Annotated in this window: 15 protein-coding genes; 9 read left to right on the top strand and 6 right to left on the bottom strand. The window is 67.6% G+C overall.

Annotation, left to right across the window (positions count from 1 at the left end; all coding sequences use genetic code 11):
- Positions 1–98 precede the first annotated feature (98 nt).
- A complete protein-coding gene (locus A9X00_RS21155) occupies positions 99–455 on the top strand; it encodes a hypothetical protein (protein WP_067157954.1) in 357 nt (118 codons plus the stop codon).
- Positions 456–492: 37 nt separating this feature from the next.
- Here A9X00_RS21155 and A9X00_RS21150 read toward each other — a convergent pair whose 3' ends face one another.
- Positions 493–1,167, bottom strand: a complete 675-nt coding sequence (locus A9X00_RS21150) for a TetR family transcriptional regulator (protein WP_067157951.1) — start codon at positions 1,165–1,167, stop codon at positions 493–495.
- 70 nt (positions 1,168–1,237) lie between these two features.
- Between A9X00_RS21150 and A9X00_RS21145 the strand changes: the two genes are divergently transcribed.
- From A9X00_RS21145 to A9X00_RS21130, 4 genes are read left to right on the top strand one after another with little or no spacing between them, the layout of a single operon-like run.
- On the top strand, positions 1,238–2,332 hold the full coding sequence (locus A9X00_RS21145; RefSeq protein ID WP_067157948.1) for a ferredoxin reductase: 1,095 nt from the start codon (positions 1,238–1,240) through the stop codon (positions 2,330–2,332).
- 25 nt (positions 2,333–2,357) lie between these two features.
- A complete protein-coding gene (locus tag A9X00_RS21140; RefSeq protein ID WP_067157945.1) occupies positions 2,358–3,464 on the top strand; it encodes an acyl-CoA desaturase in 1,107 nt (368 codons plus the stop codon).
- Positions 3,465–3,519: 55 nt separating this feature from the next.
- Positions 3,520–4,044 carry an SRPBCC family protein gene (locus A9X00_RS21135; RefSeq protein ID WP_197515222.1) on the top strand — a complete coding sequence of 175 codons (525 nt, stop codon included), beginning with the start codon at positions 3,520–3,522 and terminating at the stop codon, positions 4,042–4,044.
- The gene (locus tag A9X00_RS21130; RefSeq protein ID WP_067157940.1) at positions 4,044–5,087 is read left to right on the top strand and encodes an LLM class flavin-dependent oxidoreductase; all 1,044 of its coding nucleotides are present in this window, start codon (positions 4,044–4,046) and stop codon (positions 5,085–5,087) included. Before A9X00_RS21135 ends, A9X00_RS21130 begins: the two co-directional genes overlap by 1 nt.
- Here the strand turns inward: A9X00_RS21130 and A9X00_RS21125 are convergent.
- Together A9X00_RS21125 and A9X00_RS21120 are read right to left on the bottom strand one after the other, a co-directional pair.
- The gene (locus tag A9X00_RS21125; RefSeq protein ID WP_067157937.1) at positions 5,028–6,161 is read right to left on the bottom strand and encodes a DUF1214 domain-containing protein; all 1,134 of its coding nucleotides are present in this window, start codon (positions 6,159–6,161) and stop codon (positions 5,028–5,030) included. The genes A9X00_RS21130 and A9X00_RS21125 overlap by 60 nt on opposite strands.
- The gene (locus tag A9X00_RS21120) at positions 6,158–6,733 is read right to left on the bottom strand and encodes a TetR/AcrR family transcriptional regulator (protein ID WP_067157934.1); all 576 of its coding nucleotides are present in this window, start codon (positions 6,731–6,733) and stop codon (positions 6,158–6,160) included. The genes A9X00_RS21125 and A9X00_RS21120 overlap by 4 nt, the downstream gene beginning before the upstream one ends.
- Positions 6,734–6,761: 28 nt before the next feature.
- Between A9X00_RS21120 and A9X00_RS21115 the strand changes: the two genes are divergently transcribed.
- A complete protein-coding gene (locus tag A9X00_RS21115; RefSeq protein ID WP_067157931.1) occupies positions 6,762–7,997 on the top strand; it encodes a sulfotransferase in 1,236 nt (411 codons plus the stop codon).
- 26 nt (positions 7,998–8,023) lie between these two features.
- Positions 8,024–8,914: an alpha/beta fold hydrolase gene (locus A9X00_RS21110; RefSeq protein ID WP_067157928.1), complete on the top strand. Its 891-nt coding sequence runs from the start codon at positions 8,024–8,026 to the stop codon at positions 8,912–8,914.
- 9 nt (positions 8,915–8,923) lie between these two features.
- Here A9X00_RS21110 and A9X00_RS21105 read toward each other — a convergent pair whose 3' ends face one another.
- Entirely contained in the window at positions 8,924–9,436 is a 513-nt protein-coding gene (locus A9X00_RS21105; RefSeq protein ID WP_067157925.1) for a helix-turn-helix domain-containing protein, read from the bottom strand.
- 88 nt (positions 9,437–9,524) lie between these two features.
- Between A9X00_RS21105 and A9X00_RS21100 the strand changes: the two genes are divergently transcribed.
- Entirely contained in the window at positions 9,525–10,076 is a 552-nt protein-coding gene (locus tag A9X00_RS21100) for a pyridoxamine 5'-phosphate oxidase family protein (protein WP_067157922.1), read from the top strand.
- Between the two features lie 84 nt (positions 10,077–10,160).
- Here A9X00_RS21100 and A9X00_RS21095 read toward each other — a convergent pair whose 3' ends face one another.
- Together A9X00_RS21095 and A9X00_RS21090 are read right to left on the bottom strand one after the other, a co-directional pair.
- Positions 10,161–10,373 carry a molybdopterin-binding protein gene (locus A9X00_RS21095; protein ID WP_067157920.1) on the bottom strand — a complete coding sequence of 71 codons (213 nt, stop codon included), beginning with the start codon at positions 10,371–10,373 and terminating at the stop codon, positions 10,161–10,163.
- A 33-nt stretch (positions 10,374–10,406) separates the two neighbouring features.
- Positions 10,407–11,012, bottom strand: coding sequence for a TetR/AcrR family transcriptional regulator (locus tag A9X00_RS21090; RefSeq protein WP_067157917.1), 606 nt, complete (start codon positions 11,010–11,012; stop codon positions 10,407–10,409).
- Between the two features lie 121 nt (positions 11,013–11,133).
- Here A9X00_RS21090 and A9X00_RS21085 point away from each other — a divergent pair, with 121 nt between their 5' ends.
- On the top strand, positions 11,134–12,474 hold the full coding sequence (locus A9X00_RS21085; RefSeq protein WP_067158098.1) for a cytochrome P450: 1,341 nt from the start codon (positions 11,134–11,136) through the stop codon (positions 12,472–12,474).
- Position 12,475 lies beyond the last annotated feature (1 nt).

Raw genomic sequence — 12,475 nt, 5'->3', positions numbered from 1 at the left:
GTGAAGTTGCCCGAACTCGCAGCGTATGTGCCTGCGGCGTTGGTCACGTCGGGAATTGCGAAAGTTTAATCGCCGGGGGCTGGGGCAACCGTTTGCGTATGGCTATCGACAACGGCGACTTTCCCGAGGAGGGCGGTCCAGGCGACACCCTCAATCCGAGCGAAGGCACCGACTCCGACGAGCTGCGCAACGACGACGGCGACATCGTCGTCGACCCGCCCGAGGGCTGGAGCGAAGCCGACCGCTTCGGGGTGACGGCCCGCGAGGAGCGGGAGGGCGAATCCCTCGACCAGCGGCTGGCCGAAGAGGAGCCGGACGTATTCACCGGCGCGAGCGCGCCGATCGACACCACCGACGGCGGGGGCCCCGGGCGCGCCCACCGGTCCCAAATCGACGGCGCCCCCGAGGACGGCGAATCGCTGTACGAGGTCGTCGACGAACAGACCGAAAATTAGTGCTCGGTTGTTCACTCCGGCGACGAAGTGACCGCCGCTAGGGAGCGCTCCGCCAGCCGGCTATGCCGATGGTGATCATCCGCAACTGCTTGACGGCGAGCCGCCGGATGTCCTCGATGGCCTCGGTGGTCTGGGCGTCCTCGATCGCCTCGGCGATGACGATCATCGAGTTCACGAACAGCGTCGCCAGGACGTTGAGGTCCTCGGTGCTCCACTCGTTGAGCCTGTTGAAGCGGGCCAGGTCGGTGGCCAGTTCGGAGGTGATCAGCCGCAGTTCGGTGCGGATGGCGTAGCGCAGCACGGTGACCCCGCCCGAGCGTTCCCGATAGATGAACCGCCAGTGCTCGCGGCGATCGGTGATGCTGGCGATGACGGTCTCGACCGACGACTCGATCACCCGGTTCGGATCCAGCCGGCCGGTCCGCGCCCCGCGCAGGGTGTCGCGCAGGGTGCGAAACGATTCGTCGATCAGAACCAGCCCGAGGGCCTCCATCGACTCGAAGTGACGGTAGAAGGCCGCGGGCACGATCCCGACCTCGCGGGTCACCTCGCGCAGGCTGAGGCTGGAAAAGCTGCGGTCCTGCAGCAGCTTGAGGGCCGCGGCGATGATGGCGCGACGCGTGGCCTCCTTGCGCTCCTCACGCGACGGGTTCTCGCGTGAGCGCTCCCGACCCGACCGATGCGGGCGTGAGCTAGGAGTACGGCTGTTCACTATGTGAACCCTACCACAAACGTGCACTAAACCCTTGACGACCTGCGGGGGGTGCGCGCACGGTGTACATATGTTCACTCAGACTTCGACCCGGAACCTCGCGCAAACCCTGCGCAAGCGCGTCCTGGGCTCAGACCTGTTAGACCTCCTCACCGGTCCGCACGGTGTGGACCGCTACACCGAACTGGTGGCGCCGACGTGGACGCTGGGCGAGGCCCGCGCCAAGGTCGTCGACGTGCGCCGCAGCACGCCGCGCAGCGTCACCCTCACGCTCACCCCCAACCAGGCCTTCGCGTCCAACCACACCCTCAAGGCCGGCCAGTACGTCAACCTCACCGTCGACATCGACGGTCGGCGCCACACCCGCTGCTACTCGCCGGCCAACGCCGAAGGCAGCGCCGACCTCGAGCTGACGATCGGTCACCACGACGGCGGGCTGGTGTCGAGCTACCTGTACGAGCGGGCCCGCCGCGGCATGGTCGTCGGCCTGGCCGGCACCGGCGGTGACTTTGTGTTGCCCGCGGCGCGCCCCCGGCGGATCTTGTTCGTCTCCGGCGGAAGCGGCATCACGCCGGTGATGGCGATGCTGCGCACCCTGATCGCCGAGCGCCATCCGGGCGAGGTCGCGTTCGTGCACTACGCCCGCACCCCCGCCGAGGCGTGCTACCGCGAGGAACTCGCCGCCCACAACGATCAGCCCGGTGTCCGCGTGCTGCACGGCTACACCCGTTCCGGGGCCGGCGACCTCGCCGGCCGGTTCGGGCCGGAGCACCTGGCCGCCGCGATGCCCGACCCCGACGCGGTGTTCGTCTGCGGGCCAACGGCTTTGGTCGAGGCGGTGCGGGAGCACTGCGACAACGTGTACACCGAGAGCTTCGTGCCGCCGGTCTTCGACGCACCGGCCAACCCGTCGGGCGGGCGAATCACGTTCGCCGACAGCGGGATCGACGTCGACGACGACGGTCGTTCGCTGTTGGAGCAGGCCGAATCGGCCGGCCTGACGCCACAGAACGGGTGCCGGATGGGCATCTGCCACACCTGCACGCGGCGCAAGACCGCCGGAACGGTGCGCAACCTGATCACCGGCGCGGTGTCGACCCAGCCCGACGAGGACGTCCAGATCTGCGTGTCCGTTGCCGTCGGTGACGTGGACCTATCCCTTTAGGTTCCGAGCCTTGAAAGGAAAAGCCATGACACACAACACGATCACCCTCACACCCGAGCAGGCCGAGGCGTTCGGCCGCGAACTCGACGCCATCAAGGAACGCGTGATGGCGGACCTGGGCGAAGAGGACGCCGACTACATCCGCCGCGTCATCAAGGCCCAGCGCGCGCTGGAGGTCGGCGGACGCGCGCTGCTGTTCCTGCCGCCGGCGTGGCCGCTGGGCACCCTGATGCTGGGCGTGTCGAAAATCCTCGACAACATGGAGATCGGGCACAACATCATGCACGGTCAGTACGACTGGATGCGTGACCCGGCGATCAACGGCCGCACGTTCGAGTGGGACACCTCCTGCCCGGCCGACCAGTGGCGGCACAGCCATAACTACATGCACCACACCCACACCAACATCGTGGGGATGGACCGCGACATCGGCTACGGCGTCCTGCGGATCAGCGAAGACCAGCGGTGGCACCCCTACTACCTGGGCAACCCGGTCTACGCGTTCCTGCTGATGGTGCTGTTCCAGTACGGCGTCGCGCTGCACGAGCTGGAAACCGAGCGCATCCGCTCCGGCGAGATCCGGCTGCGCGACAAGCGTGAGGTGCTGCGCGAGATCTGGAAGAAGACCCGCCGGCAGACGCTCAAGGACTACGTCGCCTTCCCGCTGCTCGCCGGGCCGTTCGCGCCGTTCGTCTTCGCGGGGAACCTCTCGGCCAACCTGATGCGCAACGTGTGGTCGTACATGATCATCTTCTGCGGCCACTTCCCGGACGGAACCCAGGAATTCACCGTCGAGGAGACCAAGGACGAGTCCCGCGGTATGTGGTACTTCCGCCAGGTGCTGGGATCGGCAAACCTGACCGGGGGCAAGCTCTTTCACCTGATGTCCGGCAACCTGTCGCACCAGATCGAGCACCACCTGTTCCCGGACATGCCGGCCCGCCGGTACGCCGACATCGCGCCCGAGGTGCAGGAGATCTGCCGGCGCTACGGCATCCCCTACAACCGCGGGCCGCTGCCGCGGCAGTTCGGCACCGTCGTCCGCAAGATCGTCAAGCTGACCTTCCCGGACTCCTGGGTGCGGAAACCCGGCGGTGACCGCCCCGCGGATCGGGTTCCGGTCGCCGCATAACGTATGAGTCCCGCTTCGGTCCCGAGGCATTGCCTCGGGACCGTTCGGGGGGACAATGAGGTGCGTGGAATGGACCGGCGCACGCTACGCGGATACCCCCACGGTGGAAGCCTCGACGTGGATCGACGCCGACCCGGCGCGGGTGTGGGATCTGGTCTCCGACATCGAGCTGATGCCGACGTTCAGCAACGAGTTGAAGGCGGTGGAGTGGGCGGACGGCTCGGACCGGCCCCGCGTCGGCGCCCGGTTCGTCGGACACAACGAGCACGACGCGTTCGGCCAGTGGAGCACCACCTCACAGATCGTCGCGTGCGACGCCCCGCGCGTATTCGCCTGGGCCGTGGGCGAACCCGATCATCCCTCGGCGACCTGGCGATTCCGGTTGATGCCCCGCGACGGCGGCACGCTGCTGAACTTTTGGATGCAGATGGGACCGGGGCGGTCCGGGCTGTCGGTGGCCATCGACGCGATGCCGGACAAAGAGGAAAAGATCGTCTTCGTGCGGATGCGAGAGTTCGAGGGTGCGATCGGCAAGACGCTGGCCGCGCTCAAGAGGCTCGCCGAGCACGGGGTGCGTTGATGCGCACGGCGACGACGGTCGAATTGTCCCGCACTGCAAACGAAGTCGCCGAGTTCGCCGTCGAGGCGGAAAGGTTGGGTCTCGACGTTTGCTGGGTGGCCGAGGCCTGGGGCGCCGACGCGCCCTCGGCGCTGGGCTACCTCGCGGCGCGGACCGAGCGGATGCTGCTCGGTTCGGGTGTCCTGCAAGTCGGCGTCCGGTCGCCCGTCATGGTCGCCCAGACCGCGATCACGCTGTCGAACCTGTCGAACGGTCGGTTCCTGCTCGGGCTGGGGGCGTCGGGTCCCCAGGTGATCGAGGGCCTGCACGGGGTGGCGTTCGGCCGGCCGCTGGCGCGGATGGCCGAAACCGTCGACATCGTGCGGCAGGTGTTCGCTGGCGGCAAGATCTCGCACTCCGGCAAGGAGTTTCAGATTCCCCGGCCCGGCGGCGAGGGGGTGCCGATGCGACTGTCGACCCGGGCCGAGCACGCCATTCCGATCTACCTGGCGTCGTTGTCACCGGCGATGCTGCGGCTGACCGGGCGCATCGCCGACGGGTGGCTGGGCACCAGCTTCGTTCCCGAGGGCTCCGGCGACGCCTATTTCTCCCACCTCGACCAGGGGCTGGCGGCCGCGGGTCGCACTCGCGCCGACATCGACGTCTGCCAGGGAGCCGAGGTCGCCTTCGCCGCCGACGAGGACGAGCTGCGCAGCATGATCGCGGGCCGCAAGAAGGAGCTCGCCTTCAGCCTCGGCGGCATGGGGTCGTCGAGAACGAATTTCTACAACCAGGCCTACAGCCGGCAGGGCTGGGCCGACGTCGCGGCCGAGGCCCGGGAGCGGTGGCAACGGGGCGACCGCGACGGCGCCGCGGAGCTGGTGACCGATGAGATGGTGCTGGCCACCACGCTGATCGGAACCGAGGAGATGGTCCGGGCGCGCCTCGGGGTCTGGCGCGACGCCGGCGTCGACACCGTGCGGTTGTATCCCGCGGGGGAAACGCTAGAGGCCAAGTTGGGCACTCTGGGGCGGGCCATCGAGCTGGTCCGCGAGGTCGCGTAGTTTCACCAGTTGCACCTGGGGCCGCGCCGGCACACCGTCGGCCAGGAACCACCGGAAGGCGAGGTTGCCGCGCGGATAGTCAAGCGTGGTCAGCGAATTCGGGTGGGTCGTCATGCCGCGGGACAACACGATCGTCACCGAGCCGTCGTCGTTGAGCGCGGCGCTGCTTCCGTTGATGGAACACCTGGCGTCGGCCGCGCCATAGGTGGCCATGAACTGGTTCCACACCACCATGTTCCAGAACCGGCAGGCCGGCGGTCGGTGCGTGATGACCAGCGCCTCGTCGTCGTCGAGCACGAAACTGCCGTAGGAATAGCACGCGTCACGCGCCGACCAGCCGAAGTTGGCGTCGGGCACCTGGTAGGGATCGGCGAATTCGTTTGCCGCGTGGGCGGTCTCGTGCCCGAGCCCGTGCTCATCGTCCGCTCTGGTGCCGACGGCCAGCGGCACGATGGCGAACATCGTGCGCAGCCAGGTGGCCGCCGCCCGCAGGCTCGCCGCGGTCTCGGCGTCGCCGTGCCGGATCGGGTCCGGCTCGTCGAGCGCCTCGATGTTCCACACCACCGGGCGGCCGGTCAGCGGGTCGGCCTGGTAGTCGCGGGTCATCAGCACGGCCGCGTCCGGCGTTGGTGGGAATTCGAAACTGAAGTTGCCATCGGCGTCGATGTCGAGGTCGCTGTCGCGGACGATCGCGACGACCCGGTCCGACCACGCGCCGGGCGAGGGTTCGTTGTAGGCCGTCACCGAAAAGTACACGCTGTCACCGCGATTGCCGCTGACGCGGTAGCGCCGCCTGGGGTCGACCGGGCACAAGAAGTAGTAGGCGTCGGTGTTGTCGCCGCCCCACCGACGGTCGCGCCGGAACGGCGTGTTCACCGCGACGAACTGAGGGCGGCCGGGCTCGGGGAACAGGTAGGCGTCGAAGGCCACGCCCAGTGTGGCCGCGAGCATGCGGTAGCCGTCGGCGATGTGGCGATCGTCGGTGACGGCGCGGTCGCCCTCGAGGAAGGAGCGGTCGAGGGTGCCGAGGGTGGCGAGCAGCTCCTGCCATGCGGCCGTCGAGTCGTGCGTCATGCGCTGATTCCCTTCAGTAGCAGCGTGGTGGTGCGGTCGATCCACGCGTCGTCGAGTTCCTTGGCACGGGTGAGCAGGGTGACCAGGATCAGGCCTGCGACGGCCTCGGCCAGTTCGGCGGCGCTGACGTCGGCGCGCACCTCGCCCCGTGCGGCCGCGGCCTGCAGCCACTCGGCGAGGCCACCGGCGATGACGTCGGCGAACCGCTCCAAGAGCGCCGAATGCAGGGTCGGGTCGGCGGCCATCTCGCCGACCAGCCCCGGCAGCGCGGCCCGGGCGGCCGGAGTCGTCAGGAAAGCCATTGCGCGGCGCACCATTTCGCGCAGGTCGTCGGGCAGTGACCCGGTGTCGGGGATCGCGGTCGCGGCGCCGATCGGGAACACCGCCTCGTGCACGAGGTGCGCCTTGCTGGGCCAGCGTCGATAGATCGCGGGCTTGCTGGTGCCGGCCCGCTCGGCAATGGCGGAGACCAGAAGGCCGGAATACCCGGTTTCCGCGAGCAGTTCGACGGTCGCGCGCAGCACCGCGGCGTCGATACGCGGGTCACGGGGCCGGCCAAAGTCTATCGTCATTACGTAACTCAGAGTAACATAAGTCGCCGTGACCAATGCTGTTCGCTTAGAAGACCTGGCCGAGCCCCGATTCGGCGCGGAGGCCCAGCAGATCCTGGACATGATGGCCACCATGGCCGCGGACTGTCCGCTCGATGCCGACGCCCTGCACGCGAGGGCCAGCGCCGACACCGGCCTGGACGATTTCGGCGCGGACGACTATCGAGAACGACTCGACGTCTACCTCGCCGACCTGCGGGCCATCGACGGGCTGCAGCCGGCCGGGGTGGTCAACTTCTTCGCGCAGCTGGTGCAGCTGCTGAAGAACCGGCTGCTGTTCACCGACCTGCTGCGCCGGCATCCCGAGATCGACGACATCGACCTGCAGCCGCCGATCGTGATCGCCGGCCTGCCCCGCACCGGCACCACCCACCTGCACAACCTTCTGGCGGCGCCGCCCACCTTCCGCACCATGCCGTACTGGGAAAGCGTCGAGCCGTTCCCGCTCCCGGCCGAGGTGGGAATCGAGCCGGATCCCCGGCGGACCCGGATGGACGTCGGGGTCGGGGTCATCAACACCGTGATGCCCTACTTCCCGCTGATGCACGAGATGACCACGGACCACGTGCACGAGGAAATCCAACTGCTCGCCAACGACTTCTCCACGATGCTCTTCGAGACTCTCGCCGAGGCGCCGCGCTGGCGCGCCTACTACCAGGCGCACGACCAGACGCCCCACTACGAGTACCTGGCCCGGCAACTCAAAGCCATGCAGTTCCTGCGCGGCGGGCGGCGCTGGCTGCTCAAGTCGCCGCAGCATCTCGAGCAGGTGCCGGTGCTGGACCGGGTTTTCCCGGGCAGCATCGTCGTGTTCACCCATCGCGATCCGGTCCCGGTGGCGCTGTCGATGATCGCGATGATCACCTACTCCGCGCGCATGCACCGCTCACCCGTGCCGGTGGAAAAGATCGCGGAGCAGTGGGTCGACCGCCTGGACGACATGCTGAGCGCGCTGGTCCGCGACCGCGACACCGTCGGTCCGGAACGCTCGGTCGACATCCGTTTCGACGACTTCATGGCCGACGAGCTCGGCGTGGCGGAGCGGGTCTACGGGCTGGCCGGCGAACCGTTCACCGACCAGGTGCGCGCCGCGGTCACCGGCTACCTGGCGGGGCATCAGCGCGGCCGGTTGGGAAACGTCAAGACGTCGTACGAGATGTTCGGGTTGACGGAGGAGGCGCTGCGGGAGCGCTTCGCGCCATACGTCGACCGGTTCCTGACCTGACGCGGCGGTCGGCTACGTTTCAATTCATGGTCGCTATGCCCGCGCTGAACGGTGTCGAACACAGGTACGTGGAACTCGGCGACGGGGTGACGATCCACGTCGCCGACGCGGGCCCGGCGAACGGACCGGCGGTGATGCTGGTGCACGGCTTCCCCCAAAACTGGTGGGAATGGCGTGAATTGATTCCCCCGCTGGCCGCCGACGGCTACCGGGTGCTGTGTCCCGACCTGCGCGGCGCGGGCTGGAGTTCGGCGCCCCGCTCGGACTACCTCAAGAACGACATGGCCGACGACCTTGCCGCGGTGCTGGACCGCCTGGGGGTCGCGACGGTCACGCTCGCCGCCCACGATTGGGGTGGGCCGATCGCGTTCATCATGATGCTGCGCCACCCGGAAAAGGTCACAGGATTTTTCGGCATGAACACCGCTGCGCCGTACCTGAAGCGCGACCTTGCGATGCTCCGCAACATCTGGCGGTTCTGGTACCAGGTGCCGATCATGCTGCCGGTGATCGGTCCACGGGTGATCGGCGACCCCAAGGCCAGGTTCTACCGACTGCTGGCGTCCTGGGTCGGCGGCGGGTATTTGGTGCCCGAGGACGACGTCCGCTTCTATATCGAGTGCATGCGCCAGCCGGGGCACGCGGTGGCCGGTTCGAAGTGGTATCGCACATTTCAGACCAAGGAGTTGTTGGGCTGGATGCGCGGCGAATACGACGACGCCCGCGTCGACGTGCCGGTGCGGTGGCTGTGTGGAACGAAGGACCCGGTGCTCACCCCGGACCTGCTGGACGGATACGGCGACCGGATAAGCGATTTCAAGGTCGAGCTAGTCGACGGCGTCGGTCACTGGATCGTCGAGCAGCGACCCGAACTGGTGCTCGACCGGCTGCGCGCTTTCCTCGCCGCCGAAACGTGAACCGAGGCATCACGAGTCGACTGGGTGCGGGCGGCCGGATTCGTAAGCGGCCTGTAGCTGCGCCGCGACGGTGGGACCGGGTGAGGCGGCTTTCTTGCGTGCTTGTGGCCCGAGGTGAGTCTCGCGCAGCTCGTCCATGAAGTCCTCCCATAGCGGAGGTCCACCGGCGACGAGCGCAGTCCCGCGCGCGGCGTAGTCGTCTCCGACGGGAAGGTGCCGCATCCCCCAGGCGGTGAGTTGGGCGAGAACCGGCACTAGTTCGATCGCCTGCTCGGTGAGGCTGTAGGTGACCTTCTGCTTGTGGGAAGGGTCGTCGGACTTGGTGAGCAGCCCGTGCTCGACGAGCGCGCCGAGCCGGTCGGCGAGAATGTTCGACGAGATTCGCTCGGGGCCGTTGAGCAGCTCACGGAAGTGCCTGGAGCCACCGAAGATGATGTCGCGCAGTACAAGCAGGCTCCACCGGTCCCCGAAGATCTCCAGCGACAAATTGACCGGGCACCCCGATCGCGCCCCTTTACGCACCGCCCTCAGCTCCAAACTGGTTGCATTTACGCACCAGTGTGCCCTACGCTAAAACCGATTGCAAAATAAGATCAGTTGGGGAGGCGACGTGTCGTTCGAACAGGGCTCCGTATCCACCCGGCTGGACGAGCGGTTCAGTGACGCCGGCACCCAGCCCACCACCTGGGCCGCGGCGTGCGAGGTGCTGACCGCGGCTCAGGTCAGCTGGCTGTCGACGGTGCGGTCGGACGGGCGCCCACACGTCACGCCGCTGGTCGCGGTGTGGCTTGACGGAGTGCTGTACTTCGGCACGGGCGAGACGGAGCAGAAGGGCGTCAACCTGGCGCACAACCCGAACGTGGTACTCACCACGGGGTGCAACACCTGGGACCGGGGACTCGACGTAGTGGTCGAAGGTAAGGCACGCCGCGTCGTCGACAGGTCAACGTTGGAGCGTCTTGCCGTGGCATGGCTGACCAAGTGGAAGGGCGCTTGGGATTTCGAGGCGACAGACGCCGGCTTCCACCGCGCCGGGATCCATTCACTCGTCTTCGCGGTGGAGCCGAGCAAGGTGCTCGCCTTTGGCCGCCAGCGCCTGTCGCGGCCGGCCCAAACGATGCTGGCCAGTGTGGCCTTCACGCACACACGCCATCGACCGTAACGCTGCGCGCGTTCCTTCGCGGCGAAAATTAAACTGCTGCTGCGTTTTTCGGGGTGTCGGGGCGTGAGTTAAGTGTCGCGATGGCTACTCGACGCCGATCGTGACCTCGGTGGACTTAATGAAAACGGTCGCGGGCTGACCGACCGCCAGGCCGAGGTCGACCGCCGCGTCCTTGGTGACCGACGACGTGACGATCTGGTCGCCGCCGTCGAGCTTGACCTTCACGATCGCCATCACGGCGCCGAGATCGACCTCGGTGATGGTTCCTTTGAGTTGGTTCCGGGTCGATAGCCGCATCGCGTCCTCCGTCTGTCGGGTCCGCGATCAAACCTAGTGTCGCGGCCCGAGCAGGGCTATGGACGCGTCCACCGCCGGTTCGACGATCTCGCGCACCGGCCTGCCATCCTCTACCGCCAGCGCGGTCAGCTCGCGCAGGCCGCCCAACAGAATCACGGCCAGCGGCGCGGTCAACGGCGGCAGGTCCGCGCGCCGGAATCCCGGGCTGGCGCTGAGGTCGATCAGCAGGTTGGACAGCAGCTGCAACCCGCGGCGCTGGACCGGGCGAGCGACAGCACCCAGCGAGGGGAGCTCACGAATCAAGCTCAAGGTGATGGCCGGGCGGGCCTCCATGTGTTCGACGTAGGCCTCGACGGCCTGACGAATCTGCCGGTGCCAGTCGGCCTCCGGGTCCACGGCCGCGGCGATGTTCTCGCCCAGCCTCTCGATGTCGGCCCGCAGCAGTTCCAGGAAGCACTCCTCTTTGCTGGCGAACTGGTCGTAGAAGGTGCGCTTGGAGGTGCGGGCGTGGCGGACGATGTCGGCGACCGTGCTGGTTCGGTAGCCGCGCTCGCCGATCGAGGCGGCCAGGCCGTCGAGTAGCCGGAGCCGAAACGCATCGGGCTTGGCCAGGACCGCGTCGTCAACCACTGATGTCACGGCCCCCCCTTTCGGTGAATCCCTTGTCAGGCTTGGTACCACAGAGTACCGTATCCGGAAAGGTTTTGGTACACCGCGGTACCGCCTCGGATCCGGGGTAGATATGGGGAGCAGCAACGCCATGAGCGACGTCGTCATCGCCCCGTCGGGCACCCCCGCCGTCAGAATGCCGCCCACGGCGCGAATCCCGAAGCTGCTGTCCGGCATCGGATTTGCGATCTCGCGGCGCGGGATGATCAAGCGGTTGGCGCGCCGCTACGGCAACGTCTTCACGCTTACCATCCCGATTTTCGGTCGCGCCGTTATCGTGTGCGACCCGCAGCTGGCGAAGCAGGTGTTCACCACCAGTCCCGAGGAGCTCGGCAACATTCAGCCCAACCTGAGCCGGATGTTCGGCACCGGTTCGGTGTTCGCGTTGGACCGCGACGAGCACCGCCAGCGGCGGCGGCTGTTGGCGCCGCCGTTCCACGGCAAGAGCATGAAGAACTACGAGGCCATCATCGAAGAGGAGACCCTGCGCGAAACGGCCAACTGGCCGGAGGGCCAGCCCTTCCCGACCCTGCCCTCGATGATGCGCATCACGCTCAACGCCATCTTGCGCGCGGTCTTCGGCGCCGACGGCGCCGAACTGGACCAGCTGCGCAGTCTCATCCCGCCCTGGGTCACCCTGGGCTCACGCCTGGCCGTATTACCGAAACCCGAACGGACATATGGCCGGTTCACCCCGTGGGGCCGGCTGGACTGGTGGCGGCGCCAATATGACGTCGTTATCGACAAGCTCATCGCCGACGAGCGGGCGGATCCGAACTTCGCCGAACGGACCGATGTGCTCGCCCTCCTGCTGCGCAGCACCTACGACGACGGTTCCCCCATGTCGCACAAGGACATTGGTGACGAATTGCTCGCGCTCCTGGCCGCCGGGCACGAAACGACGGCGGCCACGCTGGCGTGGGCGTTCGAGCGGGTGACCCGCCACCCCGACGTGCTATCCGCCCTGGTGGAGGAAGCCGATGACGGCGGGAACGAGCTGCGTCAGGCGACGATCCTGGAGGTCCAGCGGGCCAGGACCGTCATCCTGTTCTGCGCGCGCCGCGTCTTTCCGCCGACCTTCCAGCTCGGCGAATGGGTCCTCCCCCAAGGGGATTCGATCATCGTGAGCATCTCGCAGATCCACGACGATCCCGACATCTATCCCGACCCGGAGCGCTTCGACCCGCAGCGCTACATCGGAGGCAAGCCGTCCACCTTCGCGTGGATCCCGTTCGGCGGCGGCACCCGCCGCTGCGTGGGTGCCGCGTTCGCCAACATGGAGATGGACGTGGTGCTGCGAACGGTGCTGCGCGAGTTCACAATCGAGACCACGGCGGCGCCGGGCGAGCGGTGGTACTCCCGCGGTGTCGCCTACACCCCCAAGAACGGCGGGCGCATCGTCGTCCACCGGCGGCGACCCGCCGGAAACTGAA

Source organism: Mycobacterium sp. 1245805.9 (genome assembly GCF_001672915.1).
Classification (GTDB): domain Bacteria; phylum Actinomycetota; class Actinomycetes; order Mycobacteriales; family Mycobacteriaceae; genus Mycobacterium.
Note: the sequence above shows the minus strand (reverse complement) of the source record. Positions and strands in the feature narration are given on the sequence as shown.

What these genes read in the sequence shown, in the direction of transcription:
- A9X00_RS21155 (WP_067157954.1), top strand. Translation starts at nt 99, where the DNA reads ATGGCTATCGACAACGGCGACTTTCCCGAGGAGGGCGGTCCAGGCGAC.
- A9X00_RS21145 (WP_067157948.1), top strand. Translation starts at nt 1,238, where the DNA reads ATGTTCACTCAGACTTCGACCCGGAACCTCGCGCAAACCCTGCGCAAG.
- A9X00_RS21140 (WP_067157945.1), top strand. Translation starts at nt 2,358, where the DNA reads ATGACACACAACACGATCACCCTCACACCCGAGCAGGCCGAGGCGTTC.
- A9X00_RS21135 (WP_197515222.1), top strand. Translation starts at nt 3,520, where the DNA reads ATGAGGTGCGTGGAATGGACCGGCGCACGCTACGCGGATACCCCCACG.
- A9X00_RS21130 (WP_067157940.1), top strand. Translation starts at nt 4,044, where the DNA reads ATGCGCACGGCGACGACGGTCGAATTGTCCCGCACTGCAAACGAAGTC.
- A9X00_RS21125 (WP_067157937.1), bottom strand. Translation starts at nt 6,161, where the DNA reads ATGACGCACGACTCGACGGCCGCATGGCAGGAGCTGCTCGCCACCCTC.
- A9X00_RS21120 (WP_067157934.1), bottom strand. Translation starts at nt 6,733, where the DNA reads ATGACGATAGACTTTGGCCGGCCCCGTGACCCGCGTATCGACGCCGCG.
- A9X00_RS21110 (WP_067157928.1), top strand. Translation starts at nt 8,024, where the DNA reads ATGGTCGCTATGCCCGCGCTGAACGGTGTCGAACACAGGTACGTGGAA.
- A9X00_RS21095 (WP_067157920.1), bottom strand. Translation starts at nt 10,373, where the DNA reads ATGCGGCTATCGACCCGGAACCAACTCAAAGGAACCATCACCGAGGTC.
- A9X00_RS21085 (WP_067158098.1), top strand. Translation starts at nt 11,134, where the DNA reads ATGAGCGACGTCGTCATCGCCCCGTCGGGCACCCCCGCCGTCAGAATG.